This window comes from uncultured Lactobacillus sp. (assembly GCF_947367125.1).
Classification (GTDB): Bacteria; Bacillota; Bacilli; order Lactobacillales; family Lactobacillaceae; genus Lactobacillus.
This window is the reverse complement of sequence record NZ_CANBCQ010000006.1, coordinates 20,872-47,174: the sequence shown is the minus strand read 5'-3', so window position 1 is coordinate 47,174 and position 26,303 is coordinate 20,872. Positions and strand designations below refer to the sequence as shown.

At 39.1% G+C, this 26,303-nt stretch carries 28 protein-coding genes, 1 pseudogene and 1 other annotated feature; of the genes and pseudogenes, 11 read left to right on the top strand and 18 right to left on the bottom strand.

Features of this window, described 5'->3' with window-relative positions:
• The first annotated feature begins 109 nt into the window (after positions 1 to 109).
• Together hflX and Q0Y84_RS02955 are read left to right on the top strand one after the other, a co-directional pair.
• The gene (hflX, locus tag Q0Y84_RS02960; protein ID WP_297950676.1) at positions 110 to 1,375 is read left to right on the top strand and encodes a GTPase HflX; all 1,266 of its coding nucleotides are present in this window, start codon (positions 110 to 112) and stop codon (positions 1,373 to 1,375) included.
• 15 nt (positions 1,376 to 1,390) lie between these two features.
• A complete protein-coding gene (locus Q0Y84_RS02955) occupies positions 1,391 to 2,419 on the top strand; it encodes a CAP domain-containing protein (protein ID WP_297950675.1) in 1,029 nt (342 codons plus the stop codon).
• A 509-nt stretch (positions 2,420 to 2,928) separates the two neighbouring features.
• On the opposite strand, the gene Q0Y84_RS02950 is transcribed toward Q0Y84_RS02955, so the two are convergent.
• From Q0Y84_RS02950 to Q0Y84_RS02930, 5 genes are all read right to left on the bottom strand, one after another.
• Positions 2,929 to 3,351, bottom strand: a complete 423-nt coding sequence (locus Q0Y84_RS02950; protein ID WP_297950674.1) for a hypothetical protein — start codon at positions 3,349 to 3,351, stop codon at positions 2,929 to 2,931.
• A gap of 194 nt (positions 3,352 to 3,545) precedes the next feature.
• Entirely contained in the window at positions 3,546 to 4,445 is a 900-nt protein-coding gene (locus Q0Y84_RS02945; protein ID WP_297950673.1) for a C40 family peptidase, read from the bottom strand.
• 170 nt (positions 4,446 to 4,615) lie between these two features.
• Positions 4,616 to 5,359, bottom strand: coding sequence for a C40 family peptidase (locus Q0Y84_RS02940; RefSeq protein ID WP_297950672.1), 744 nt, complete (start codon positions 5,357 to 5,359; stop codon positions 4,616 to 4,618).
• A 259-nt stretch (positions 5,360 to 5,618) separates the two neighbouring features.
• Positions 5,619 to 6,167, bottom strand: a complete 549-nt coding sequence (locus Q0Y84_RS02935) for a C40 family peptidase (protein WP_297950671.1) — start codon at positions 6,165 to 6,167, stop codon at positions 5,619 to 5,621.
• A gap of 170 nt (positions 6,168 to 6,337) precedes the next feature.
• On the bottom strand, positions 6,338 to 6,880 hold the full coding sequence (locus tag Q0Y84_RS02930; protein ID WP_297950670.1) for an AAA family ATPase: 543 nt from the start codon (positions 6,878 to 6,880) through the stop codon (positions 6,338 to 6,340).
• Positions 6,881 to 6,976: 96 nt separating this feature from the next.
• Here Q0Y84_RS02930 and Q0Y84_RS02925 point away from each other — a divergent pair, with 96 nt between their 5' ends.
• Both Q0Y84_RS02925 and Q0Y84_RS02920 read left to right on the top strand, forming a co-directional pair.
• A complete protein-coding gene (locus tag Q0Y84_RS02925; protein ID WP_297950669.1) occupies positions 6,977 to 7,279 on the top strand; it encodes a DUF2187 domain-containing protein in 303 nt (100 codons plus the stop codon).
• An 84-nt stretch (positions 7,280 to 7,363) separates the two neighbouring features.
• Entirely contained in the window at positions 7,364 to 8,878 is a 1,515-nt protein-coding gene (locus tag Q0Y84_RS02920) for an O-antigen ligase family protein (protein WP_297950668.1), read from the top strand.
• Positions 8,879 to 8,930: 52 nt separating this feature from the next.
• Here Q0Y84_RS02920 and Q0Y84_RS02915 read toward each other — a convergent pair whose 3' ends face one another.
• The gene (locus Q0Y84_RS02915) at positions 8,931 to 9,554 is read right to left on the bottom strand and encodes an LVIS_2131 family protein (protein WP_297950667.1); all 624 of its coding nucleotides are present in this window, start codon (positions 9,552 to 9,554) and stop codon (positions 8,931 to 8,933) included.
• Between the two features lie 123 nt (positions 9,555 to 9,677).
• Between Q0Y84_RS02915 and nrdI the strand changes: the two genes are divergently transcribed.
• Entirely contained in the window at positions 9,678 to 10,124 is a 447-nt protein-coding gene (gene nrdI / locus Q0Y84_RS02910) for a class Ib ribonucleoside-diphosphate reductase assembly flavoprotein NrdI (RefSeq protein ID WP_297950666.1), read from the top strand.
• A gap of 2 nt (positions 10,125 to 10,126) precedes the next feature.
• Positions 10,127 to 11,062, top strand: coding sequence for a ribonucleotide-diphosphate reductase subunit beta (locus Q0Y84_RS02905; protein WP_297950665.1), 936 nt, complete (start codon positions 10,127 to 10,129; stop codon positions 11,060 to 11,062).
• A gap of 217 nt (positions 11,063 to 11,279) precedes the next feature.
• On the opposite strand, the gene Q0Y84_RS02900 is transcribed toward Q0Y84_RS02905, so the two are convergent.
• Positions 11,280 to 11,846, bottom strand: a complete 567-nt coding sequence (locus tag Q0Y84_RS02900; protein ID WP_297950664.1) for a hypothetical protein — start codon at positions 11,844 to 11,846, stop codon at positions 11,280 to 11,282.
• Between the two features lie 116 nt (positions 11,847 to 11,962).
• Here Q0Y84_RS02900 and Q0Y84_RS02895 point away from each other — a divergent pair, with 116 nt between their 5' ends.
• Positions 11,963 to 12,676, top strand: coding sequence for a C39 family peptidase (locus Q0Y84_RS02895; protein ID WP_297950663.1), 714 nt, complete (start codon positions 11,963 to 11,965; stop codon positions 12,674 to 12,676).
• Between the two features lie 202 nt (positions 12,677 to 12,878).
• Here Q0Y84_RS02895 and Q0Y84_RS02890 read toward each other — a convergent pair whose 3' ends face one another.
• Genes Q0Y84_RS02890 through Q0Y84_RS02875 form a run of 4 tightly spaced genes read right to left on the bottom strand, consistent with a single transcriptional unit; the run spans position 12,879 to position 16,084 of the window.
• Positions 12,879 to 13,364, bottom strand: a complete 486-nt coding sequence (locus tag Q0Y84_RS02890) for a threonine/serine exporter family protein (RefSeq protein ID WP_297950662.1) — start codon at positions 13,362 to 13,364, stop codon at positions 12,879 to 12,881.
• A gap of 2 nt (positions 13,365 to 13,366) precedes the next feature.
• Entirely contained in the window at positions 13,367 to 14,137 is a 771-nt protein-coding gene (locus Q0Y84_RS02885; protein WP_297950661.1) for a threonine/serine exporter family protein, read from the bottom strand.
• A 10-nt stretch (positions 14,138 to 14,147) separates the two neighbouring features.
• A complete protein-coding gene (locus Q0Y84_RS02880) occupies positions 14,148 to 15,689 on the bottom strand; it encodes an ABC-F family ATP-binding cassette domain-containing protein (RefSeq protein ID WP_297950660.1) in 1,542 nt (513 codons plus the stop codon).
• A gap of 17 nt (positions 15,690 to 15,706) precedes the next feature.
• Positions 15,707 to 16,084, bottom strand: coding sequence for a hypothetical protein (locus Q0Y84_RS02875; RefSeq protein ID WP_297950659.1), 378 nt, complete (start codon positions 16,082 to 16,084; stop codon positions 15,707 to 15,709).
• Between the two features lie 145 nt (positions 16,085 to 16,229).
• Here Q0Y84_RS02875 and Q0Y84_RS02870 point away from each other — a divergent pair, with 145 nt between their 5' ends.
• Positions 16,230 to 16,781, top strand: a complete 552-nt coding sequence (locus Q0Y84_RS02870) for a GNAT family protein (protein WP_297950658.1) — start codon at positions 16,230 to 16,232, stop codon at positions 16,779 to 16,781.
• On the opposite strand, the gene Q0Y84_RS02865 is transcribed toward Q0Y84_RS02870, so the two are convergent.
• Both Q0Y84_RS02865 and Q0Y84_RS02860 read right to left on the bottom strand, forming a co-directional pair.
• A complete protein-coding gene (locus tag Q0Y84_RS02865; protein ID WP_297950657.1) occupies positions 16,778 to 17,467 on the bottom strand; it encodes a DUF554 domain-containing protein in 690 nt (229 codons plus the stop codon). The two genes, Q0Y84_RS02870 and Q0Y84_RS02865, sit on opposite strands and share 4 nt — an antisense overlap.
• Positions 17,468 to 17,532: 65 nt before the next feature.
• On the bottom strand, positions 17,533 to 18,765 hold the full coding sequence (locus tag Q0Y84_RS02860) for an LCP family protein (protein ID WP_297950656.1): 1,233 nt from the start codon (positions 18,763 to 18,765) through the stop codon (positions 17,533 to 17,535).
• 166 nt (positions 18,766 to 18,931) lie between these two features.
• Between Q0Y84_RS02860 and pepF the strand changes: the two genes are divergently transcribed.
• Complete coding sequence (gene pepF / locus Q0Y84_RS02855; protein ID WP_297950655.1) at positions 18,932 to 20,728, top strand: oligoendopeptidase F; 1,797 nt, start codon at positions 18,932 to 18,934, stop codon at positions 20,726 to 20,728.
• 80 nt (positions 20,729 to 20,808) lie between these two features.
• Here the strand turns inward: pepF and Q0Y84_RS02850 are convergent, their stop codons facing one another.
• The 4 genes and pseudogenes from Q0Y84_RS02850 to Q0Y84_RS02835 form a co-directional block, all read right to left on the bottom strand.
• A complete protein-coding gene (locus tag Q0Y84_RS02850; protein WP_297950654.1) occupies positions 20,809 to 21,063 on the bottom strand; it encodes a bacteriocin immunity protein in 255 nt (84 codons plus the stop codon).
• A 181-nt stretch (positions 21,064 to 21,244) separates the two neighbouring features.
• Positions 21,245 to 22,537 carry a transposase gene (locus Q0Y84_RS02845; RefSeq protein ID WP_297950653.1) on the bottom strand — a complete coding sequence of 431 codons (1,293 nt, stop codon included), beginning with the start codon at positions 22,535 to 22,537 and terminating at the stop codon, positions 21,245 to 21,247.
• A 30-nt stretch (positions 22,538 to 22,567) separates the two neighbouring features.
• Complete coding sequence (locus Q0Y84_RS02840; RefSeq protein ID WP_013085784.1) at positions 22,568 to 23,182, bottom strand: IS607 family transposase; 615 nt, start codon at positions 23,180 to 23,182, stop codon at positions 22,568 to 22,570.
• 114 nt (positions 23,183 to 23,296) lie between these two features.
• Positions 23,297 to 23,479, bottom strand: a pseudogene (locus Q0Y84_RS02835) (helix-turn-helix transcriptional regulator).
• Positions 23,480 to 23,517: 38 nt separating this feature from the next.
• Positions 23,518 to 23,766: a binding site (T-box leader), on the top strand.
• Between the two features lie 214 nt (positions 23,767 to 23,980).
• Here Q0Y84_RS02835 and Q0Y84_RS02830 point away from each other — a divergent pair.
• Positions 23,981 to 25,099 carry a 5-methyltetrahydropteroyltriglutamate--homocysteine S-methyltransferase gene (locus tag Q0Y84_RS02830; RefSeq protein WP_297950652.1) on the top strand — a complete coding sequence of 373 codons (1,119 nt, stop codon included), beginning with the start codon at positions 23,981 to 23,983 and terminating at the stop codon, positions 25,097 to 25,099.
• A 57-nt stretch (positions 25,100 to 25,156) separates the two neighbouring features.
• On the top strand, positions 25,157 to 25,633 hold the full coding sequence (locus Q0Y84_RS02825) for an S-ribosylhomocysteine lyase (protein ID WP_068813222.1): 477 nt from the start codon (positions 25,157 to 25,159) through the stop codon (positions 25,631 to 25,633).
• Between the two features lie 395 nt (positions 25,634 to 26,028).
• Here the strand turns inward: Q0Y84_RS02825 and Q0Y84_RS02820 are convergent, their stop codons facing one another.
• Positions 26,029 to 26,181 carry a hypothetical protein gene (locus Q0Y84_RS02820; RefSeq protein ID WP_297950651.1) on the bottom strand — a complete coding sequence of 51 codons (153 nt, stop codon included), beginning with the start codon at positions 26,179 to 26,181 and terminating at the stop codon, positions 26,029 to 26,031.
• Positions 26,182 to 26,303: the final 122 nt, after the last annotated feature.

The window sequence follows — 26,303 nt, the reverse complement described above, 5'->3', positions numbered from 1 at the left end:
ATATTAGTCAGCATATTTTTAATACCTTTTATCATATAAATTCGACTTCTTTCCTTATTATAAGGATCTGTAATACAATAAACTTAACAACAAATAACGAGGTGTTTTTATGATCGATAATCAACCTAAAAAAACCAAAGCTTACATCGCGGGCGTCAACTTAAATGACCCCAACTTCGACTACTACATGACTGAGCTGGCCAACCTAACTGAAGCCAACAACATGGAAGTAGTTGGGCAAAGTTTTCAAAACGCAGAATCAATTGTCGCCGGAACTTACTTTGGCGTAGGTAAAATTAATGAAATTAAAACCATGGCAAAAGGCCTAAAGGCAAAAGTTTTAGTCCTTAACGATGAATTAACTCCTGTACAGATCCGCAACTTAGAAAAGTTGACCAAGATGCGCGTGATTGACCGCACGGAATTGATCCTCGAAATTTTTGCCAGTCGTGCTCGAACTAAGCAGGCTAAATTGCAAGTGCAACTAGCGCGACTCCAGTATGAACTGCCGCGTTTACACCCTTCCGAGAACAACTTGGACCAACAGCGTGGTGGTGGCTTCGCTAACCGTGGTGCCGGTGAAAGTAAGCTGGAATTGAACCGGCGGACCATCGGCAAGCAAATTTCCGCTATTAAAAAAGAACTCAAGGCCGTTGCCAGCCAAGAAGAAATTAAATCAGCTCGGCGCAACCAAAGCCGCCTGCCAAAAGTTGCCTTAGTTGGCTACACCAACGCCGGCAAGTCAACCACAATGAACGGGCTATTGCGCGAATTTTCTAAAGAAGCGGCCGACAAGCAAGTTTTCGTTAAGAACATGCTTTTTGCTACGCTAGATACTTCCGTGCGGCGAATCGACTTGAAGGACAACTTCAGCTTTATCCTGTCTGATACGGTCGGCTTCATTTCTAAACTGCCGCACAACTTAGTTGAATCCTTCAAGGCGACCTTGCAAGAAACGCGCGACGCTGATCTCTTGATCAATGTCGTTGACGCATCTGACCCCAACATGGTCCAAATGATTCGGACAACGCAGAACGTTTTGGATGAGATTGGTGTTAAGGGGATTCCGATGATTACTGCCTACAACAAAGCTGACAAAACCGACCGCAACTATCCACAAATCGAAGGCGATGACATCCTTTATTCTGCCATCGATCCAAAATCAATCAAACTGTTAGCCGACTTGATCACCAAGCGCGTTTTTGCTAACTATGAGAAGTTCGATTTGATTCTGCCACTAAGCGCAGGCAAGGAACTCGCCTACTTGCATGATCGCGCGCAAGTTTTACGCGAAGATTATCAAGACGATGGCGTCCATATCGAAGCCAATATTGCTCCAGCTGATCAAGCTAAGTTCAAGCAATATTTGGCTTAGCTAGATAGGAGCTCTATGAATAAAAAGAAATTTTTGCTTTTTTTAGCAGCTGCCACTTTATTAGCGACTAATAGTACACCTGTCATAGCGGCCAAATATAACGCCAAAGAAGCAAGACAAGTACGCACTTTTCAAAAAAAATATCATGCATTAAACCATAAAAAGTACACTCCTGATTCGATCTTTGCCATCAAGCCTAATTTTGGCATCCCTTTTTCAGTGGGCATTCTTAATTCCGACTACATCACTACTTCGATAGCTTATGTGAACTACTACCGCTCACTAGCTGGTCTGCCTGAAGATGCTAATAATGCAACTGATAACCTCCATGCCCAACTTGGTGCTGATGCATTAGCTGCAGTGAATGCGGCGCAAAATTTACAGGCTCATGGTTTACAAGGCTACACGAAGCCAAGCTATATCAGTGACACTGACTGGGACACAGCCGAAGGTTCAACTCTAGGCAACATTAACTTTTTAGAATCAGACGGCGGTGCTTCTGCTGGGGAAATTGTGACCGATTTGGTTCGCGAGGGCAACAATCTCGCTGGTCGCGGCAACATTGGCCACCGCGGGTTAATCCTCTCAGCGCGGGCAACGCGAATGGGGATCGGTGCAGCTTATGGTACGGAAAATAATGTGCTTTATTCAGTTGAACATGGTCTATTTGCTGACGATATTTTACGCAAGCCGGTAAAGAGCCGGGTAATTTATCCAACTAGTGGTGTTTTCCCATATGAATTAGTCGGCCACAGCACCCCGTGGTCTTATTCAACTACTATGCAAATCACTGGTCAGCCGAAGATCTACATTACGGATTTAACTACCAAGAAAAAGTATCGCGCTACGCAGGTGCGCAACTTTGGCACATCCCTCTATGGCGATGGCTTCACGACCACGATTAGCTACTATCCTGGCAAAACCAAGCTGGTCAACACTCATAAGTACCGCGTACAAATTGGTAAACATGACAGCTACAGCTTCAGATTTTTCCGGCAAAACAGCCGCTTAAAAGCGAAGCAAATTGTAAAACATCACAAGTAAAAAAGGCTGAAACAGTTATAATTGCAACTGTTTCAGCCTTTTTAACTCTCTATTTTCAAAATAGTATCGCTTTTTCACTATTCCTTAGATAAAATAAAAACAGGTCTTGATACAACGGTTAGCTACCGTTAAGACTTAGTAACTTAGCATGGCTACACACCCCTCAATATTTCTTAAGTTACGGAGGTGACAGCTATGCGACATAGAATAGACTGGAGGAGTAGGTCTCCCATTGATTACTTGGGCTATCGCCATTGCGATTGTGTTGAATGCTTTAGGCATTTTTGTCATTCGTTTGGTCATTGCGTACGCGATAACAAAAAAAGCTAATCACAAGGATTAGCCGAAACCTAGTCATCTTAAGTTACGATTGGAGTTAGCGACTGGCACTCGCTAGCTCCTTTTCTTTTACTATTGTAATATGATTTTTTAGTTATTTCAATGAAAGTATTACTTTGCATATCTTCAAAACATACTATAGCCCAAATTCTTTTGCTGCTCCATAATCTTTACTTCAGTTCTAATAATCGCCTTTTTCTCCGCTTCCACTTCCAGCGTCGCAAAGCGCAATGAATCAGCAATTTATTATACCAAGCATAATTATGCTTCATATAATTATACGCAGTCGAAAAATTCTCCAATTGATCCGCATCAATGAATTGATTCCGCGTCCAATGCCAATCGCGGGTCGGATAATGCAAAATTTTTACGCGGACTACTCGGCCCACCGTGATAATAGCGCGATCGTGGCGATAACGCGTCCGGGCAACATTGAGGTAGCTACCGATTAATGTATTGCGCCAGTATTGATTATGCAAATAATTTTTCTCCCAGAGTAAGGCCTTGCGCAACACCTTGGAAATACAATACCACTCACGCTTGCCGTTAGGTAACTCAACCAAACACCAAAGATATTGGCGCCTCTTTGCCATTCAATTCACCTCAACCTAATTAACATCGGCTTTAATTATACCGCTATTTACCAAGCTATTCAGCTTAATAACCCCAATAATTTTCAGTCTAGAGAAAATTATGACGAAAAATCTAAAAATTTTCAGTACAGAGAAAATTACTGCAAAAAAAGCAAGCATCAGTCTGCTTGCCTAACATTCCTTAATTTAATTTTCTACAACACTCTCTTAGCGATCGTTGGTTGATAGTAACTAGAAACGGTTTGTAAAATTGTACCTTGTTCAGGTGTAGCTGCGTTGACATATTGGTTATTACCAATATAAATTGCCACATGATATGGTGCTGTGGTCGAACCCCAGAAGACCAAATCACCTGGTTGCAAACTATCTAATGAAACAGTTTGACCGACCTTAACTTGATCATAAGTGGTTCTTGGTAAGTTCACACCAGCAGCTTTTTGGTAAACATATTGTACTAAACCGGAACAGTCGAAGGAATCTGGTCCCTCTGCACCCCAAACGTAATTCTTGCCCAATTGCTGCTTAGCTAAAGCTACAATCGAAGCAGCTTTACTGCTTGCTTGCGTTGAAGAAGTCTTAGTTGTATTTTGCGTCTTCTTGACGGCGGTGTTAACAATTTGTTTAGCCTTTTTAACCTTGGCTGCCTTCTCAGCCTTCTTTTGCGTCTCTGTTTTGGTGGCTACGGCTGCATTTTTTTTATTGACAGTAGTTACTGTCTTGGTTGCTTTTTTGGTAGTAGTCTTTTTAGCTGTTGGCGCTTGTGAAACTTGCGTCTTGTTACCAGGAGTAACATCAACAGTATAGCGTGCTTCAATCCATTCACGCGTACCAACCTTGTACCACAAGTTGCCTTTCTTATCGAGCGCAGTGTCAGCTACGTTCCAGACCGTGCCATCTTTAGCACGATAGCCCATGAACCGACCATTTTCATAGTTGGTCCAAATATTCAGACTCTTACCTGGCAAATAGCTAATCTTAACTTGCTTAATTGCCGTAAAATTAGCTGCACGAACGGTTTTCATCGACGTGATTGCAGAAACACCTGTAACAGTAAGTGCTGCAGCTGCTCCTACCTTAAAAAATTTATGTTTCATAATTAATCCCCTTGGTAGCGAAAGCTGTGAATATTTTCACTAATTACCCACTTTTATACTTAACGCCTTCATTATTGCATGTTCCACGACAAGAATCAAATTAGAACATTACAATGTTACAAAAAAAGACGAATTACCATGTAATCCGCCTTAATTAGTCGTTATTTTATTTAGTTTAAAACACGTTTAGCAACGCTTGGATAGAAGTAACTACTCAAAGTTTGCTTAATTACGCCTTGACCAGGAGTAGCAGCGTGAATGTATTGGTTGTTACCAACGTAGATACCTACGTGATATGGAGCACTTGCACTACCCCAGAAAAGCAAGTCACCTGGTTGGAGGTTGCTCATTGAGACGGTTGAACCTTGCTTAACTTGGTCATAAGTGGTTCTGCCCATCTTTACACCTGCAGCGTTTGAGTAAACATATTGTACTAAACCTGAGCAGTCAAATGAGTTAGCACCATTGGCACCCCAAACATAAGGCTTACCTAATTGTGATGAAGCTAAAGTAATAACCGCTGAAGCATCCCCAGTTGCTTGGGTTGACTTCTTAACCTTCTTGGTCTTCTTAACAGCTTGAGCCTTGCTTGAACTAGCATCAACAGTGTATTGAGCTAAAATCCATTGTCCTTCACCGATTTGGTACCAAGTACGACCTTTCTTGTCAGTCTTAGTATCAAGAACATTGTATGTAGCACCATGTTGGGCACGTACACCAGTAAAATGACCGCCATTGTAGTTATCCCAGATGTTAATTCCGTAGCCTGCAACGTAGTTGATCTTTACTTTAGTAGTAGCGGCTTGAACAGTAGCATTAGTTGAATCTGGCTTTACAGTATTTACTACAGCTACACCGGTCAGAGTTAATGCAGCAGCTGCAGTAACTTTTACGAAATTGTTCTTAATATTCATCAAATTCTCCTATTATGTTTTTTAAGTAACATCATTAGATTCACTAAATTTGGTAACGAAAATATAAATTTATCGGAAAATCTTTAAATTTCTTTAACGCATTTAACAAAATCTATAATAATGTTCTTATGTTACATTACTGTTACAAAAGTAATACTGATTTAATAAATATTACGTTTTTATCAAAAAATAGAAAAAACAGCTAAGGAATTTTCCTTAACTGTTATCTTAAATATTCATTTTTAGGAGACTAACACGTTTAGTCGATTACGCGCTTAGCTGATGATGGGTAGAATGAAGCTAAAGTTTGTTGCTTAACATTTTGACCAGGAGCTGGAGCGTGAACAAACTTACCGTTACCTACGTAAATACCTACGTGATAGTTACCCCAGAATAACAAGTCACCCTTCTTAAGCTTCTTAGTTGATACTGAAACGCTCTTACCAAGGGTAATTTGTGAGTAAGTAGTTCTTGGCAGAGTTTTGTTAATTGCATTCTTGTAAACGTAGCTAGTTAAACCTGAGCAGTCAAAACCACTAGGACCTGTAGCACCCCAGATGTAAGGCTTGCCGATTTGCTTCTTAACAAGCTTAACAACTGCATCACGCTTCTTAGTAGTAGCTGATTCCTTCTTAACTGAACTTGAATCAGGCTTGGTAGTTTCAAGATCTGTAGTTGAGTTGTTAGTATTGATAGTAGTGCTTGAAACATCATCAGCGTGAACAGCTGGAACATTGATCATTGAAATACCGGCAAAGAATACTGATAAAGCTGCAGTGTATTTTACTAAAGTACGTCTAAAATTCAAAATTAATTGTCTCCTCTAAAAATTACTAAATTTGTTTTTTGATTTCTCAATCAGTTGACGGTTTATATAATACCGATTGAATGTTACACGAATGTTTCAAAAAAACTACCATCACGTTAAGAAACATGTTAAAAAAACATATTTTATGTAAAAAAAGGAGAAGCAAAATGCTAGCGAAGCTTTGCTACAAGGGCATCGAGCGCGTTTTTAGTTTCTGTTAAATTGTCGTTAACTAAGATATGAGCGTATTGTTTCAAATCTTCAGGTAAAGCATTTAATTCACTGCCGCTAAGTCTTTCTTTAATCTTGGCTGGATCATCGCCCCGCTTTAAAAGGCGCTGTTTCAACTCCTCTTTAGTAGAAGTTGTAACATAAAGAAAATAAGCCTTGTCACCTAGCTGTTCAATGTAGGAATAAATGCCCTTGATATCAACAATTAATGAAACCAGATCACTTTTTTGCCAGGCCAGATTCAAAGCTTCTCGACTTGAGCCATATTGATAAGAGCCGTACTTAATATGCTCAAAAAAGTGCAGCTGGGCAAAAGTTTCATCGGTTTCAAAATGATAAGAAACATTCTGCTTCTCGCCTGGTCGCATTGGCCGCGTAGTATGGGTCAATACGCGTGGAATACCATATTCTTCGGTTAAATATTCTGAAATAGTTGTCTTGCCAGCGCCGCTAGGACCTGCGATAAGAATTATTTTTTTCAAAACCTGATTCTCCCCACTTGAAAATGTTGCTTTTTTATAATAGCATTCTTGTGTTACAAAAGACTAAGACTTTTTCTCGGAAGGGAGATACTAATAATGAAAAAAGCAGACGTAAAAGTTGGTGCAATCGTTGGTGCCAAGTCAGAAGAAGAACTTAAGAAGCCATTCCAAGGCAAAGTTGAAAAAATCTACGAAAATTCTGCTCTCTTAGCAATTACTTCATACGATCCCGTTGATAAAACTGCCATCAGCGACTTAAACAACAAGATCGTTGTTAACTTTAAGAACTTAAAGGCTGCTCGTGCTGCTAAGAACAGCAAAACTGCTTCAACTAATGAAGTTAAGATTGAAAAGATTGCTAAGAAGGACACTGATAAAAAAGAGTCCGACAAAAAGTAAAATTTGATCGAAAAAAGCCCGTGTAATATTTACGCGAGCTCTTTTTTTGCCTAAAATTAGGACATAATTGCGAGAGGAGTTTTTATGAAAGAAAAAACACGTACTGTTTTATTTTGGTTTATTTTAATTCAACCATTTTTGGATCTTTATTGGTTCTACAACGGCAAGCTGGCTGACATTTTGCCCTTCACCTTGCCAACCATCATCAGAATCTTAGCTGTTTTTGTCCTAATCTGCATGTTTTTCAGTCAAAAAAAAAATTGGCAAAAATTGGGGCAAGACAAGTGGCTGATTGTTTATTTAGCTTTATTAATCCTATATTCGATCATCCACTTGATTCATGTCAAAAGCTTCAACAGTGTCAATCCAGATGATTACAACTATTCAACCGTTAGCGAAATCTTCTATCTTATTAGAATGATCTTGCCGCTAATCGTGATCTTCTTTACTAAAGAATTGGACTTCAGCCAAACGCAGTTCCGCCATGTGATTGAGGGGATCAGCGGACTATTTTCCTTCACGATTGTCATTTCTAATCTTTTCGTCATCTCACTGAGAAGTTATGAGACTGGCCCGATCAGCGCCAACATTTTCGAATGGTTTGTTAATCCTAACATCGGCTATTCCCATATGGCTTCTAAGGGCTTCTTCAATTTTGCCAATATGGTTTCAGCAGTTCTCTTTATGTTGGTGCCCTTGATGCTCTACTTTATATTCAGTCATTTTAATTGGCAAATCGTTACCCTGAATGTTGTTCAGGCTTTAGCCATGATTGAATTAGGCACCAAGGTGGCCTTAATCGGCTTAATTGGTGGGATCATCATTGGCATCTTGCTCTATATTTTTCATTTATTCATTGTTAAAGATGTCAAAAAGAACGGCAAGGCAATCGTCGTTGCCCTATTAATTGAGATCGGTACCTTTGCCATCATCCCCTTTGGCCCCGCAATCCAGCGTTACAATTATGAAAAATATTTAGCCCAACAATCTGATAATTCTTTAACCCAAGCCAAAAAAGAATTGTCTGCTGGCCTTAAAAAATATCCGAAGGGGCAAAAACGCAAAGAATTTTTAACCAACTTCATTGAAGAGCATTACCAAGACTACGCTCTTAATAAGAAGTTCGTCTACAAAAGTTACCCTTACAAATACGACCCAGAATTTTGGCTTAAGATCATGAACGAACCGGGCACTGCCAGAATGCAAAACCGTCACGTAGAACAGGCTATGCTTGATCAAGTAGTCAAGACCAACAATAACCGCCTCGACAAGTTCTTGGGCATTTCTTACACTCGTGAGACGAATATCTTCAACCTAGAGCGGGACTTTACCAGTCAGATTTATTCTCTGGGCTGGATCGGGATGCTGCTCTTCATCGGGCCTTATGTAGTGATTATGCTCTATGCTTTAATTAAATGGCTGCTGCACAAAGAAAAACGTACTTATCTGATCAGTTCGATGCTGCTTTCAATTGCCTTTATGATCTTTGCTGCCTTCTTGTCAGGCAACGTAATGGACTTCTTAACCGCCAGCTTTATTTTGGCCTTTGTTGAAGGAATTTTATTAGCGAATGTAACTAAAAAAGAACAAACTGAATAATGCAAAAAAGATTAGGTTTTTTCGCCTAATCTTTTTTACTACTATTTTTTTACTATTTTCCTTGTTTGATAAAACTTTCATCAGGTATCCGGATTAGGTAATAGCGCGTTGCCAAATGACCGGCATGCATCCCGATGCCATTTTGCCAATTCCGCTTGTATCTAGCCGTATAAATTGCGACGTAAGCCCGTTGGTACTTCCTATCCATCTTCGTCAATTCCTTCTTCACATAAGGAATCTTCTCGGCATTCACATCAAGTGAAGTATTCCCATAAGCAATCGAAGCATAATCACTGCCAACCGTCACCTTGCTGCCGGCACGATAAAAGGTATAAGTTTGTGAGCCATATTTTTTCTTGGCTGAATTAATCGTCACATAGCTTGAATTACCTGCTCCCGTGCGCATAATCAACGGTTCATACTTCACGCTTGAAGTAATACGATTAGCATCTTCTAGGTCTGGATTGTCCATAAAAGTTTGATTGAACATCCACCCTGCTGCAACTAACAGCACTACAATTTCCACAATATTAAGGACCATATTAGGCCAACTAAAGCGTTTATGCTGCTTGATAATCATCTTAATCCGTCTTTGACGAATGTTTTGGACGATAAAAACTAAATAAAGAATGATGGCAACCCAAATTAGGATCCCAATGATATTCCAGCTGAACATATGTCGTCCTCCTTTTTCTCAATTATATGGTAAAAAAAGCAAAATTTGAATAGGATAATAATTGAATCCTTACCCAAATAGTGAGAAGATGTAACCAGTACATTAGATTTATTAGGGAACATTATGGTAGCAATAGCTTTTTATTCAATTACTGGGCAAACAGAACGTTTTATTGAGAAACTGCAACTGCCAGCCCATCAAATCGACGATGCCAACCCTAAGTATGATATGGGAGAACATTATATTTTAATCGTTCCTGCATACCAAGACTTTATGATGGATTCAGTCGTTGATTTTTTAACGTATATAGACAACAAGAAAAATATTATAGGAATTATCGGTTGTGGCAACCGAAACTTTAACGACCTCTTTGCTCAAACTGCCAAAAAGATCGCGGCAACATTGAAGGTACCGATCTTGTATCTTTTGGAATTTAGTGGTACTAGCGAAGATGTTAAAAACGTACGCAAAATCGTCCAAGATCTTTCTGCTGGTGAGAGTACTAAGACGGTCCAAAAGCCTAAAGAATTACGTGGGAATATCAGCTTTTTGAGTGATTTTAGAGATTAAATATGACTGAAAAATATTACAAAGCAATTAACTGGAATGACATGGAGGACCGAGTAGATAAGTCTGCTTGGGCCCGCCTGAATGATATCATTTGGGAACCGCGTCATGTTCCAGTTAAAGAAGACAAAAAAGAATTTTTACAATTAGATGAGCCAGTGCAAGAAGCGTTGCTTCGAGCATTTGGAGCATTAACTTTTTCATCTGGACTCCAAATGAAAAACGGACTAGAACAGATTAAGGTAGATGCCATCACCCCAGAAGAATCAGCAGTATTGAATGCCTTGCAATATTTAGAGTCAATTGCCAACAAGGGTTACAGCTATGTAATTCATGAATTGACTGACTCCGAAAAGGTTAAGAACACTCTTGATTGGGCTGATGATAATCCTTATTTACAAAAGAAGATCCATACTTTGAACCGAATCTATCAAGGCGGGGATGCTTTACAAAAGAAGGCTGCCGATGTAATTTTAGAGACAGCTCTCTACCACTCTGGTTTTTATGCTCCACTTTACCTGTTTGGACAAGGCAAGATGGTTCGAACCGCTGAAATCGTTAAGTTAGCCTTAAGAGGTACTTCCTTTGGTGGAATTTATCCAGGCTACAAGTTCCGCCTTGGTTATAAAAAGTTAGGCAAGACCGAGCAAGTTGAATTGAAACAATGGATTGACGATTTGTACCAGAAACTTGTTGCTAATGAAGAAAAGCATATTGAATTAATGTATGAAGGTACTGGCTGGGCTGATGATGTGAAGCACTACCTTTACTACAGTGTTAACAAGACTTACCTCAATTTGGGCTTCCAAGCTAAGTATCCTGATACTGCCGACACCATCAATTCAACCATTGAAAAAGGTGTTATCAAGAGTGCCGTGTTTGAAGACTTCTTCTTCTACACTAACGACCACTCGTTAACTAAGTTTAAAGAAATTAAGTAACAAAAAACGCGCAAAGGAATTAATTTAGCACTTCAAATTATTTTAATTGGAGTTGCTATAGCCATTTTCAATCCTTGGTATTACATTACTGGCTTAGTATGTTTATTATTTGCAATTAGAGGCTTAGTAATATATCTAAAATTACTTGCTAAAGAATAGAACACATTACTAGTTTCCCAATAGATACTAAAAGGCAACCAATCGGTTGCCTTTTTACTTACTTCTTGCTTGTTTTCTTTTTACTAGTAGTCTTTTTCTTGTTTGTAGTTTTCTTAGTAGTCTTCTTAGCCGTGGTCTTTTTCTCTGTTTCTTTCTTTTCTGGCTTCTTATATTCACGCACCGTGGTTAATTTTTCAATAATTGCTTCGACTAATTGATCAACTACCTTAGCGGTATCTTGCTCAGTCTCTTCTTCAGTAGCTAATTGATCAATGCGAAAACCAGAAACATTAACATATTCTGACCGTGTTTCAAAATAAACATTTAACGGGTATTCTTGGCCTTCATCAAAAAAGTTAGCGATTCGCTTGTAATTACTATAAGGCAAATTGATGATGTTTGTCTCTAAGCTAAAGGTAACTGGACGCTGGCCAGTTACTGCTAATTGCGTTTGAATCAAAGAATTATGCTTAAAAGCAGCGACCACTTCTTTGATCATCTTTTCAGCATAAGGTTTAATTTTACTTTTTGATTTACTAATATCCGCATATTTGACTGTTTCAAGATCTTGAATATAATCTTGATTTTCAATTTTTTCGTTGAGAGCTTTTAAATTAATTTCCAAAATAAACTTTCCTTTTTTGTTGATTATAATTCCAAAATACTACAAAAAAATTATTTGTCACCCTTTTTCAAGGTTTAGCCCAGTATTTTTATTCTTTATTTGCTAAAATTAAGGACATGAACAAGCAAAAATTTAATTTTAAATACTTATTTTTACTCATTCCCATCACGTTAATTCTCATTATAGGATTGATTTACCTTTTTAACAAAAATAAAATCGATACTGAACTTGATTGGATGACCATGAAAGAAGAACAGCGGCTTAACGTGCCACTTGAAAATCAATTGCCAGACCTGCCTAACGGCTGCGAAGTCACTAGTCTAGCGATGCTTTTAAAATATTACGACATCAATGTCAGTAAATATGACCTCGCTGATAATATTGCTCACGTTGATTCCTTTACTGATAATGGTAAATATCGGGGTAATCCTAACCAGGGCTTCGTCGGTCACATGTCAATCGCCAATGCCGGCTGGTGCGTTTATCATGGTCCTTTATTTGATGTTGCTCGCAAATACACCAACCATATCGAAGACGCCTCCGGTAGCAATTTTCTAGCTATTCTTAAATTAGTCTCTGATGGGCATCCCGTCTTGATTATTACGACAATCAATTTTAATCGAGTTAATAATATGCAAACTTGGGAAACTAGTACCGGCAAGGTTAATGTCACACCATCATCTCATGCTTGTGTAATTACTGGCTACAATAAGCGCAAAAAGCTGATTTACGTAAATAATCCTTATGGCATTAAGAATCAAGCGGTGAACTGGCATCATCTGGAACTAAGCTACGACCAGCAAGGCCGCCAGGCTCTTTATCTCAAATAAGGCATCAAAAAAGGACAAGCTTTATGGAAAGCTTGTCCTTAACTCAAGGCACATGCAAATTGCATATGTGGACGTTTAAACTGTTCACATCAGTGCGTCCACCATCAGCACTTCCCGTGCTTGCCACTTAAGGCGGATGTCCTCTATCTCATAAATATACGCATCTCGCGTTCATTAATCGACTCGTCAATGATCTATTGTACTATTTTTTATGTTTGATGTACAGTCTAGCGTTTTTGAAATGACGATATTTAAATTTATAAAAAGCTTCAGTACACATCGTTGAAAGCAAGAAGCCTAAAGCAATGGCTCCCGTAACAATCGCGACCCGCAAAAGCAACTCTTCGCCTTGACTGTAATTACCAGCAACTAAAGCCCGAACAGCTTGGTAAGCAGGTACGCCTGGAACTAAAGGCACTAAGGCTGGAATGTTGAAGACGGTAACTGGGCTTTTTTTGATGCGCGCAAAAAATAAACCTAAAATTCCGATTAAAAAAGCTCCGATCAAGTTAGAGGCCATGCGCCCTAATCCCCAGCGAAAGCAAAACCAATAAGCCATCCAACCAACTACTCCGCTAATTCCTGAGAAATTAAGGTCACGGTGGGGGACATTAATTATCAGAGCAAAACCCACAGAAGCAACATAAGAAAAGACGACATTAATAATAATTTCTAACCAAAATGGCATTTTTACGCCCCCATGAATTTAAGCACAATTGCCACGCCGCCGCCCAAAGCCAGAGCAGTCAACACAGCTTCACACATTCGGACAATTCCTGATAATAAATCGCCCATAAACAGATCTCGCAAGGCATTGGTAATCGCTAATCCGGGAACCAAAGTCATCAAAGCCCCAATCAAAATATTATCCGTAATCATTTGTGAATTAAAATGATTAAGTACCACAGCTAAAGTCCCCATGACCATCGCCGCAATTAATTCGGATAAAAAGCGAACTTTAGTATATTTTTTAAACTCGCAATATGCCCAAAAGCCAACTGCCCCTACTAGCGCTGCGCCAGGAAAATCAACCCAATCATAATTGTCCATAAATAAAACCATCAATGTTGCCGACAAAACAGCGGCGCCGACTATCTGTAGCCACATTGGAAAAGCAGGTGCTTGCGCAACTAAAGTAATCTTATGACGCAACTGCGAAAGTGTAATTTTTTTAACCGCAAACTGCCGGGACAAATTGTTAACCCGGTCAACCAATTCCAAATTAATATTCCGATCGCGAATTTGCTTCATTTGGCTCAACCTGCCGCCATCTAAGCTCATAAAAATACAAGTAGGCGTCGCAAAAACACGTGGGTCTCCAATTCCAGCATTACGCGCAATTCTCAACATAGTATCTTCAACCCGATACATTTCACTACCACCTTCGATCATCAAGCGGCCGGCAGTCAAACAAATATCCATTACTTCTTGATAAAATTGATCATCCCGCTTCTCAGCCATAATTTTAGCCTCAGTTCATCGTTTCAATATCAATAGTTTTATCAACCCAATCGCCACGGAAGAAGTCACGTTCGTGGCTTACAATAATTACTCCACCTGGGAAATTAACGATCGCTTTGCGCAAAGCATCCTTGGTATCGTTATCCAAGTGGTTAGTCGGTTCATCAAGGAAAAGCAAGTTAGCTGGTTCAAATTGCATCTTGGCTAATTTTACCTTTTCCTGTTCCCCACCAGAAAGTTCCTTAAGCGGACTCATTGCTTGTTGCGCCGTCAAACCCATCCGGGCCAAAGCTTGGCGCAATTCCTTAGGCTTCTTGCGTTCAAACTCTTCTTGCAAATATTGCAGCGGCGTCATATTGCTGTTAGGCCAAGTTAAATCCTGCTTGAAGTAAGCCAACTTAGCGGTAACTGACAATTCATATGAGCCATAAATCGGCTTTAATTGTCCAAGCAAAGTCTTAAGCAAAGTCGTTTTACCAATTCCGTTAAAACCAGTAATGGCAACTTTCTCGTCGCCACCAACTGAGAAATTGAAGGCTGATTTGACCAAAGCATGGCCGTAGCCAATTACTAAATCCTGCGTTTGCAATAATAAATTCGAAGCTGTTGCGACATATGGGAATTCAAACCGGGCTTTGCGGTTATTCTTTGGCGGCGTCAAAACGTCCATCCGCGCTAATTGCTTTTCCCGTGATTTAGCACTTTTGGCCCGTGTACCAGCCTTATTCTTACGAATATAGGCCTCAGTCTTGGCAATCTTGCGTTGTTGATTAGCGTATGCCTTCAAGTAGGTCTCTCGGTTAGCTGCTTTTTGCCGCAAAGCTTGCTTCAAAGTACCGGTATAACGCGTAATGGTGCCAAAATCAATATCGATAATACAATTAGTAATTCGATCCAAAAAGTCATAATCATGACTAACAACAATAAAAGCACCATCAAAATTATTCAGATAGTCAACTAACCAATCAATATGCGAAACATCAAGATAGTTAGTCGGTTCATCCAAGACCAAGACATCAGGACTTTGCAAAAGCAGTTTAGCCAAAATAATCTTAGAACGTTGACCACCAGATAATTTAGAAACATCGTGGTCATAGCCTAGATCAGCTAGACCCAAACCTGAAGCAACTTGTTCAATCTCAGTATCAATATCATAAAAATTATTTTCTTCTAAGTAGGTCTGCACCTTGCCTGCCTTTTCCAGCAAGGCATCATCACCATTTTCAGCGTATTTGGTGTAAAGGTCATTCAGTTCTTTTTCTTTTTGAAACAACTGATCAAATGCTGTGCGCAAAAAACCGCGGATCGTAACGCCCGGCGCTAATTTGGCATACTGATCCAAATAACCAACATCAATCTTATTTTGCCAGGTTACTTGCCCATCATCAGGTAAGATTTCACCAGTCAAAATTTTAATTAAAGTTGACTTGCCCACACCGTTTTGACCCGTAACGCCCATGTGGTCTTCCTTGTTAAGCACAAAGTTAGCGTCTTCATATAAAGTTTTATCAATAAAACTCTGACTTAAATCTTTAACAGTTAATAAACTCATTTTCCATCCTTTAATTATTATTCAGCTGATTCGTGTTCTTTTTCATAATTTTGGAGCGCATCAAGCACACGAGGCCAATAACGTTTAGGCAAAATTAATTGCAAGTGGTCGTGATAAATCGGAAAATCACTGGCCTTCATACCGGTAATTTTAGCCAATTCTTGATCAGTCAGCTTATATTTATAAACAATACGCTTAATTTCGACTGAAGCATGTCCTCTGAAATAAGACAAGCCGAAGAAAAAGATGGCAAAAACACCAGCTAGAATAATTGATAGCTGCAAATTCATTCTAAAGCTGTGCAAACAAATAAAAAATACGGCGATAAAAGAAATTATAGCTGAAATTATGCCGTAAATAACCGGAAATATTGATTCTTTTTCTTTCTTTTGCATAATCTTTTCCTTCCTAATTGAGACTTAGTAACTTTACGAACTTAGCAAAAATTGTTAAAGTTTGCAAGATACGACGTTTTCATTATTTTTCACATAAATTAAGTATACTTGGCAGAAATGAAATTGCACGAAGAAAGAAGAAAAAATGAGTAAAGAAAAGCAAAAGTACTATTTCTCCCCACTTCATTTTCAACAACAGGACTTAAACATTGAACTAGTTTTGCCCCAAGTTCAACAAGCTGAGACACTTTATCAAGCGATTAAACGCGATCGAAAACAATTGGGCAAATGGTTAGCCTGGGCTAATCATTTGCATTCTGCTAGTGATGAAGCAAAATTTATTAAGCAAATCCAAACCCGCATGTCCCAACAGACAATGCTCGTGCTCACCATTTTGGTCAATGGCGAACCTAGCGGCATGATCGACTTGCATAAGTTAGTGCCCAATAAAAAAGCCGAAATCGGCTATTGGCTGGCTAGCAAATATCAAAGTCGCGGCATTGTTACTAAGAGTGTAACGACGTTATGCCAGTATGCCTTTAGTGAATTGAATTTGCAATATATTGATCTGCTGGTTGCCGTTAGCAATGACAAAAGTAGCAATATTGCCAAGCGTTGCGGGTTTAAATTAATGGGAATTGAGCCAAAGTTGATTAATGATCATGACGGGCAAATTTTCAGATTAATTCGCTGTTAAAACCAACTCGTCAAATCTTTAATAACGAAAAAGATAATTGGAACTAGCAGTGATGGTAAAAAATTTAGCGTTTTGACATCACGAATTTTTAATAAGGCCAAGCCAGAGCAGGCAATCAAAAAGCCACCAACAATGGAAATCTCGGTTACCAGTGGACCCGTGAAAAAGCTAGCCGACAGAAATTTAGCAACCAAGTAAATACTACCCTGCCAGCAAAATAGCACTGGAGCAACAACGAGCATCCCCCAGCCAAAGCTTGCGCCAAAAACCATCGAGGTCACAAAATCCAACGTTGCATTAGTAAACAACATCGTATAGTCACCCTTAACTGCGGCAATTACTGGTCCCACAATTGACAAGGCACCAATACAACAAAGCAAAATTTCGGTGGCCAGACCTTTGCCTAAGTTTGATTTGCCTGTCTTTTCTACTAAGCGATCAAAATGACCAGAAATATCCCAAGCCGTGCCGCATAAACCACCAAGGGCTAAGCTGACAATAAATAAAACCGGATAATGACTCTTGGGCATATTATTAGTGACATTTTCCCAGCCAATTCCTAGAGCTGCCAACCCCATCGCAATAAAGAGCACATCTTCAAATCGTTTGTTGATGCCTTTTTTCAAAAAACAGCCAATACTAGTTCCTACTAATAAAGCCAATGTATTTACAATTGTTCCAATCATCCTTCTCACCTCTTAAGCTTATTTTACCGCAGAAAAAAAGTATCCTTGTCGGATACTTTTTCTATTTACCAGTGAAAATGCCAACCACTGCTTGATGATGAACTTGAACTAGACGAACTGCCCGTTCCTGTTCCTTCACCATAGCCAGAATTAGAACCGCCGGCTGGCTTATCCTGATTTTGATCATAAATTTGATAATTCGTAAAGGCTTGCGGATCGTCCCACTTAATGTGGTTATTTTGATCATTTAATTCATTTTGCCGCGTTTCTTCATTGTTCAACGTTTGCGTTGGCAAGTTCAAGTTCTTGCGCACACGATCAGAAGTCTTTTGCAATTCCTTAGTTGAAGCAACTTGAATCGAAGAACCGTCAATCCAGGCATCATGACCTTGAATATAGCTGCTCTTCATATTTTTCATACAGCCACGATAATTCAACGCCAAGCTTAACATATCGTTGAAGGTCAAATTAGTTTTCACATACTTATTAAAGACATCAACTAGCTGGCGGTAATTACTGATGGTATTAACTGACATGGCCTTGTGGGCAATTGCCTCAATTACTTGACGCTGGCGCATCTGACGACCATAGTCACCACGCGGATCTTCTTTTCTCATCCGCACATAAGCTACGGCATGGCGGCCATTCAGGTGCTGTTTTCCCTTGTGGAAATCACACCAGTCATATGAAAAGTCAAACGGCACATTCACGTCAACACCGCCAACTGCATTAACTAAGCTCTTCAATGCCTTCATATTAACTTCAAGATAATAGTTGATTGGCACATTAAGCATGGACGAGACCGTCTTCATACTTGATTCGTGTCCGCCAATTTCATAAGCAGAGTTCACCCGGAACATAAAGTATTTGTCGCCTGGATCGCCCTTAATATCTGCTAAAGTATCACGTGGAATTGAGGTCATCGTTGCCGAGTTCTTTTGCGGATTAGCCGTTGCTAAAATCATGGTATCCGAATTTCCCCGATCATGCCGGCCTTCAATTCCTTGGTCAACTCCCAATACTAAAATTGAAATTGGCTGTCGATTAGCAATTTTAGCTGAAGTAGCAGTATTGCCGCCGTTTTTGCCATCAATCACGCTGTGAACAGTAAAATACATATGCGCTGTCCAGGCTACGCCGAAGCACACAGCCAACAAGGCTACCACGCCAACTAGTCGAGCCAAGAAATTCCCTGGTTTTAACGCTGACGCATCTACCGCAAATGCACGATTACGGTGAAGATTAAGCGATGAACGACGAGCACGATAATCTTCTCTTCGTTTTGGATTTTGGTCCATTCTTTTGATCTTTTCCCTTCGAAATTAATACAAGTTAGTTTATTTGTATCACTTTTCGTCTATAGATAAAATAAAAATACCGATAATTAATAATAACTTATTTTTTGCGAAAGATAGCATAACAAGCTAAGATGTATACAAATTGAAATAATTATGGAGGAAAATTATGGCGATACCAAACAGAAATGAAGTCCCAGAAGAACTTAAGTGGGATTTGACCCGAATTTTTAAAAATGATGAAGACTGGGAACAGGCCTATGCAGCTGCCCAAGAAAAAGTCGATCAACTCGGTGAATTAAAAAGCACATTAGTAAAATCTGGCAAGGATTTGTACGAAGGTTTAATCAAGATTTTGGCCGTTAAGCGCGAGGTGGAAAATATTTATGTTTATGCCACCATGTCCAGTGATGTTGATACGGCTAATTCACATTATCTAGGCTACGTCAGCCGAGTACAAAGCTTAGCTAACCAATTCGAAGCCGCTACTAGTTTTATTAACCCAGAAATCTTGAGCATCCCTAGTGACAAGCTAGCTGAATTTAAGCAAGCTGAACCAAGACTAAAGAATTACGCTCACTACTTGGAAATGATTACTAATAAGCGCCCTCACACCCTGCCAGCTGAACAAGAAAAATTAATCGCTGACGCTGGGGATGCTTTGGGCGTTTCCGAAAATACTTTTAACGTTTTGACTAATTCCGACATGGAATACGGCTACGTCCAAGATGACGATGGCAATATGGAACAATTGTCCGACGGTTTGTACTCATTATTAATTCAATCACAAAACCGTGACGTCAGAAAAGGTGCCTTTGATACGCTCTATGCCACATACGGTCAATTTCAAAATTCGCTAGCTTCAACCTTGTCCGGCGTTGTGAAAAAGCACAACTATAACGCTAAAGCACACAAATATAACTCTGCTCGCCAAGCTGCCTTAGCTGCAAATGGCGTACCTGAAGCGGTTTACGATACTTTAATCAAGGAGGTTGATTCTCACCTTGACCTGCTCCACCGTTATGTTGCTTTGCGTAAGAAGATCTTGAGCCTAAAAGATCTACAAATGTGGGACATGTATGTGCCGCTAACTGGGAAGCCTTCTCTTTCTTATGACTTTGAAGAAGCGAAGGAAGTTGCTAAAAAAGCATTGAAGCCATTGGGCGAAGACTACTTAAAGCATGTTGACTACATCTTCAATAACCGCGTAATCGATCCGGTTGAATCAAAAAATAAGGTAACTGGGGCTTATTCTGGTGGTGCTTATGATACTGACCCATATGAACTGCTCAACTGGGAAGATAATATTGACTCACTTTATACCTTGGTTCACGAAAATGGTCACTCCGTGCACTCTTGGTACACCCGTAATACCCAGCCTTACGTTTATGGCGACTACCCAATCTTCGTGGCCGAAATTGCTTCAACTACTAACGAAAATATTTTGACGGAATACTTCTTAGACCACATTACTGATCCCAAGACACGTGCGTTCATCTTGAACTACTACCTCGACTCATTCAAGGGAACTTTGTTTAGACAAACGCAATTTGCAGTCTTTGAACAATTTATCCATGAAGCAGACGCTAAAGGTGAACCATTGACTGCCGATATTTTAGATGATGTCTATGGTCAAATTAACCAGCACTACTACGGCGATAGTGTTGAGCCAGGCGGCGACATTGCCTTAGAATGGTCACGAATTCCGCACTTCTACTACAACTTCTACGTTTACCAATATGCGACTGGTTTTGCCGCTGCAACGGCTTTGGCAAATAAGGTGGTGCACGGCAGTCAAGCTGACAGGGATGCCTACCTTAGCTTCTTGAAGGCTGGTTCAAGTGATTATCCAACCGAAATCATGAAACGCGCCGGCGTTGATATGACTAAGCCTGATTACTTGGAAGATGCATTCAAGACTTTTGAAAAGCGGTTGAATGAATTTGAAAGCTTGATTGAGAAGTAAATTATCACGCTAATATAAAAAATCGATATCATTTCGTAAGATTTGATATCGATTTTTTTGTTGATGATACTTATTTTTATTTAAATTGAACCTGTTAGACCTGCATCCCGCCATTTATTGGAATTTTCGTTTAACTTTAGCTGTAATTCAGTTAATGGTTGAGGCAGCTTGAAATTATGTGACAATGAATAATTATTCAAATCACGTTTCAAATCAAAGATTACTTTATCAAGGTTAACGCCTTGCTCCAAATTGCTTAGAGCGTGATTGATTAACGCTACTGCTGCACTATCATCTGCAACTTTTTGCTTTACTTTTACTAATTGTGCTTTCAACTGCTATGAAAAATGTAAGCAACTGTATGACTATGTTCTATTTTCATACATTTTGGACTATTTGTGCCTTCCATTTCTCTTACCAACGTCTACGCTAGTATTCCGATATTTCAATTTAGAAGTAATCGCATTGACTAGCTCTTTTGGCATCTTTTCGGACGTAGCCTCGCCCGCAATTATCTTATAAGGCTCGATTTAACTCTGGATGCTTTACTAGCAGCGTTAGGTTGGCCATGGCATTTTCGTCGCGATCAACCTTTTTATTGTAATTAGGACAGCTAGGATTATAACAGACAAACTCGTTATGCTTGGTGCCATGCTTTTTATTGCCCTGCAGCGTGATCTTTTCATCGCCTTTTTTGACCAAGCCGCATGCTGCGCATCTTTGCGTTGATGGATATAGCTTGTTGGCAATAATCAGTTCTTTACCATACCATTCGCATTTATATGTTAAAAGCTTTCTAAACAAGCCAAACATGCTTCGATGCATGCCTTTTGAAGCCACATGGCTCATAAGCATGCCTTTGACTCCCAGATCTTCAATCGCTATTTGATCGTAATTGTTTACCAGTTCAGTAGTAAATTTATGCATTAAATCCGTTTGAATGTTTTGGGCACGCTGATAGGATGCCTGAAGCTTGATTCTCGTCTTCAAGTATTTCTTGCTTTGCGCACCTTTAATTCTACCGTTGACTGTTCGCTTCTTTGCCAGCTGCTTTTGATAATGCTTTATTTTGCTGTATGTTTTGGTCAAAGACTTAGAAATAATCAAAAGCTGACCATCTTCATAATTGAAATGGCCTACGTTTATATCTACCCCGGTCGCTTTGCCTGTTTTCTTTTTGATTTCGAACCTATCTTTGGGGATCTTATATGGAATTGCCACATAATACCTATCCCTTACTCGATAGAAAGACATTGTTCCTGTAGGATAATCAAAAGGCTTTTCTGACAATTTTATTGGTTGCCAATTTGCTTTCAACCCTTGAGGCTTTTCCAAAACCAGCTTGCCATTAACAATTCTAGCTTGGTCGCTCTTGAAGCCTTGCTTGGGAGCCCGCTTAGATTTAAATTTAGGCTTGCCCCAATCTTTTTGAGCCTTATTGAAAAAATTTTGCCAGGCTTTGCCCAAATCCTGTACGGCTAGCTGCAATAGATGGGCTGAATAGCTAAATTGCCAGTCTTCTTTTTCTGCCACTAGTTTATTCCTGATGGCTTTCCAATTAGGCGCAGGATAGCTGGCAAGCATTTCTTCTTGTTCGGCAGTAAATTTGCGTTGACTCTTGGGCTTTCGCAGTTCAGCTTTGATCTCTTTATCAAGCATCAGCTGCCTAATATCGTATTCGTCATTCCACAAAGCCAAGGCTTCATTCCAGCAGAATCTCCGATAATCGCAATTGCGATCGAAAACAGCCTTCATCTGTTTGTTGGGAAACAGCTCATAGGATTTGGTTTTTATATAGTATTCTGGCATTTTATCCACCTCCTTTTATAGGTGCATCGCTTATTCTTTTAAATTAGGATCGTTCTTTATTTTGTTTTTATACCTTCTCAGTCCATAAAGACGGCATGAAAAAACATGAATAACGCTAATTAAGTCTTCCACTAGCTCCTTATCTGGCGAAGTATCCTCATTGTTTAAGACGATTATCTTACAGTCATGCCAAGCACAAAATTCTTGAAAGAACTTAAAGCCAAAACGGATAAAGCGATCTTCATAAGTAACGTAGATCTCTTTAATCTGATTTGCATCGATGTCTTTGATCAACTTAAGCCATTTAGGACGTTTATAGTTTAAGCCCGATCCAATATCTGAGATATATTCATCGGCGATAATGCCTCTAGCATTCAAGAATTGCCTTAAAAAAGCAACTTGATCTTTTAAATCGTCTTTTTGCCCATTGGAAGATACCCGCGCATAAGCCACAATTTTGCGTTTATCAATGGGCTCGTTATGATCAAGGCCTAAATACTGATCAAGCTCTGATTGATAGTAAAATCGTCTGTTGTTAGCTGTTCGATGAGCTTTTAATTTCCCAGCTCGATCCCAGCTTTGAAGAGTGAACGGCGCTTTGCCAAGATAGGCAGCAGCTTCTTTTAAATACATAATTCTAGACATAAAAAAATCTCACCACCTTGTAGCGAGATTATAGCACACTTTATAACACTTAAGAAACACAATTACACATATATTTTTAAACTTGTTGAAACTCTTTTACGTTTTCCATATTGTTTACTCCTCCGGCCAAAAAAGGTCATCTAATGTCTTATCTAGCGCCTGACAAATCTTAATACACAAGTTAACCTATGGATTATAATTTTCTTTCTCAATTGCGGAAATCGTCTGTCTTGAAACATCAACCTGTTGCGCCAAATCCTCTAAAGCCAAAAATAATTTTTCAAATTTCCTTGACATCCTTTTTTCAGCGTCGTATTATAATGACAATTAAATTAATAAAAGCTTAGAAGAGATGAGTAATTACTTAAAGCTTCTGCAGAGAGTCGGAGTTGGTGCAAGCCGATGTTGTTGAGAGTAATGAATATGGTCTTGGAGCTATTTTAAAGAGCAAGCTATTAAGTAAGCAATTTACGAGTGACGATCGTTACCCCGTCCGAGTATTCCCAATTTTGGGAGCACTTAGTAAGGAGTTAGTTGTGAAGCTAACTTGAATTTGGGTGGTAACACGCTTAGGCGTCCCTAGCATAGAAATTCTATGCTAAGGGCGCTTTTTATTTTGCTTATTTAATTTTCAGAAAGGAGCCAGACATGGACAGACCAATCAAAACTACCAGTACAAAAATCATCATCAGTAAAAAGGCATTTAATCGAATGTGCACCCTTGTCTGGTTGATCTTGATTATCATCGGACTTTTCATCGTTAAATAAAACATCGAAGCAAAACTAAGGAGAAAAATTATGACAGAATTACATTACGATATCGTTGGTAGCTTTTTAAGACCTGCAGAATTAAAAAAGGCTCGCGCAGAATTTGAAGAAGGAAAGATTAAGCAAGAAGAATTAACTCATGTTGAAAATAAAGAGATCAGAGAATTAGTTCAAAAAGAGATTGATCATGGTCTTAAAATCGTAACTGATGGTGAATTTAGAAGAAGTTACTGGCACCTCGATACTTTCTGGGGCTTTGGGGGTATTAAACACACTAAGCAGGCCCACGGCTATTTCTTCCATGATGAAGAAACTCGTAACGACTCTGCCCAAGTTGAAGGTAAAATCAAATTTACTGGTAAACATCCAGATCTTTCATCATTTGAATACCTGAAAAAAGTTGTCGATGAAACTGGCGCTAACGTAATTCCACGGCAAAGTATTCCAGCTCCCGCACAATTTTACGCAGAACTTGTTCGTGGAGAAAAAAATATTGCCGCGCTTAAAAAGATTTATAGCTCAGAAGAAGATTTACTCACCGATATTTCTAAAGCATACCGAGACTTAATTTTAGCCTTATACGATGCAGGATGTCGCGACATTAAACTCGATGACTGTACTTGGGGTATGATTGTAGATAAGCGCTATTGGAAAAGTCATTTACAAGATGACTTTTCATTAGACGACCTTAAAAGAAAATACTTGAAGCTTAACAATGATGCAATCAAAGATTTGCCAACAGATTTGCGAATATCAACTCATATTTGTCGCGGTAACTATCACTCAACTTGGGCAGCCCAAGGAGGTTATGGTCCAGTAGCGGACTATGTTTTTGCTAAGGAAAATGTCGATGCTTTCTACCTTGAATTTGACAATGAAAGATCCGGAAATTTTGATCCAATTGCGCAAATTCCTAACGACAAACTTGTAGTCTTGGGTTTAGTAACCAGTAAGAAAGCGGAATTAGAAGATCCACAAAAATTAATCGCTAGAATTAAAGAAGCAGATGAATTCCACCCACTAAATAATCTCGCTTTAAGCACACAATGTGGCTTTGCCTCAACTGAAGAAGGCAACACGTTGACCGAAGACGACCAATGGAAAAAGATTAAGTTAGTTGTCGACACCGCCAAGCAAGTTTGGGGCTAAATGGCACCTAACTAGTTAAAATAAAGATAAGTAGATTTAAACAAAGGAGAAAAAATCATGGGAAAAGTTGAAAGTTTTGAATTAGATCATACTAAAGTTAAAGCACCTTACGTTCGGTTAATCACCGTTGAAGAAGGCCAAAAAGGCGACAAGATCAGCAACTTCGATTTGCGTTTGGTTCAACCTAATAAGAACGCCATTCCTACTGGCGGCTTGCACACAATTGAACACCTTTTAGCCGGTCTTTTACGCGACCGCATCGACGGCTACATTGATTGTTCACCATTTGGTTGTCGGACTGGCTTCCACCTTCTAGTTTGGGGCACGCCATCAACTACTGAAGTTGCCAAGGCGCTTAAGGAATCATTAGAAGAAATTCGCGACAATATTGAATGGGAAGACGTGCCAGGGACAACGATTGAATCTTGTGGTAATTACCGCGACCACTCATTGTTCTCTGCTAAGCAATGGTCAAGAGATATTTTGGCTGAAGGCATTTCTGATGATCCATTTGAAAGACATGTAGTTGAATAAAATTTGAAATTTTGACTGTATAATCAAAAAGCTGATAATTCATTTTTACGTGAATTATCAGCTTTTTATTTTGTCAATAATTATATTTACTTACTATTCATTTAACTTCAAATATCTGCTATTGAAAGCATAAATACAGATTAGCATAATAATTATTACTGGAACATTCATCATAATTACTCCAGCAATATTAGGATTGCCCAAATCCGCTTTTGCCAACTGTGGAGAAAAATCTTGCAAAAAGTGGAAGATTATACACCAAGTCAAGCCATTGGTCCAAATGTGCAAATAACTAAAAATTAAATACCCTAGTAGTGAAACTAAAATGTTTAGCAACCACAGCAAAAACTGTAATGTACGCTACTAAGATAACCGTTGCCATAACGCGCTGATTTTTACCCAATAAATTTAATAAGACTGGGTAAAGCTGATAACATAGCTGAAGCACTACTTCCAGTATGATTAATCCAATTACTGCTTTTTTTCATATTATCCTTATTATCTAGTTCAACTTCATCAGCTAATGCCAAATAATACTTATCTTTCATAAGTTCACCCATTATTTTTTGATATCCATTGTTTTATGAAATTGAAATAGTGATACAACAAAAATCCAGTCTTGATCTGTAATCAAAATTAGATTTCTACATGTACAATCTTAATGATTAGC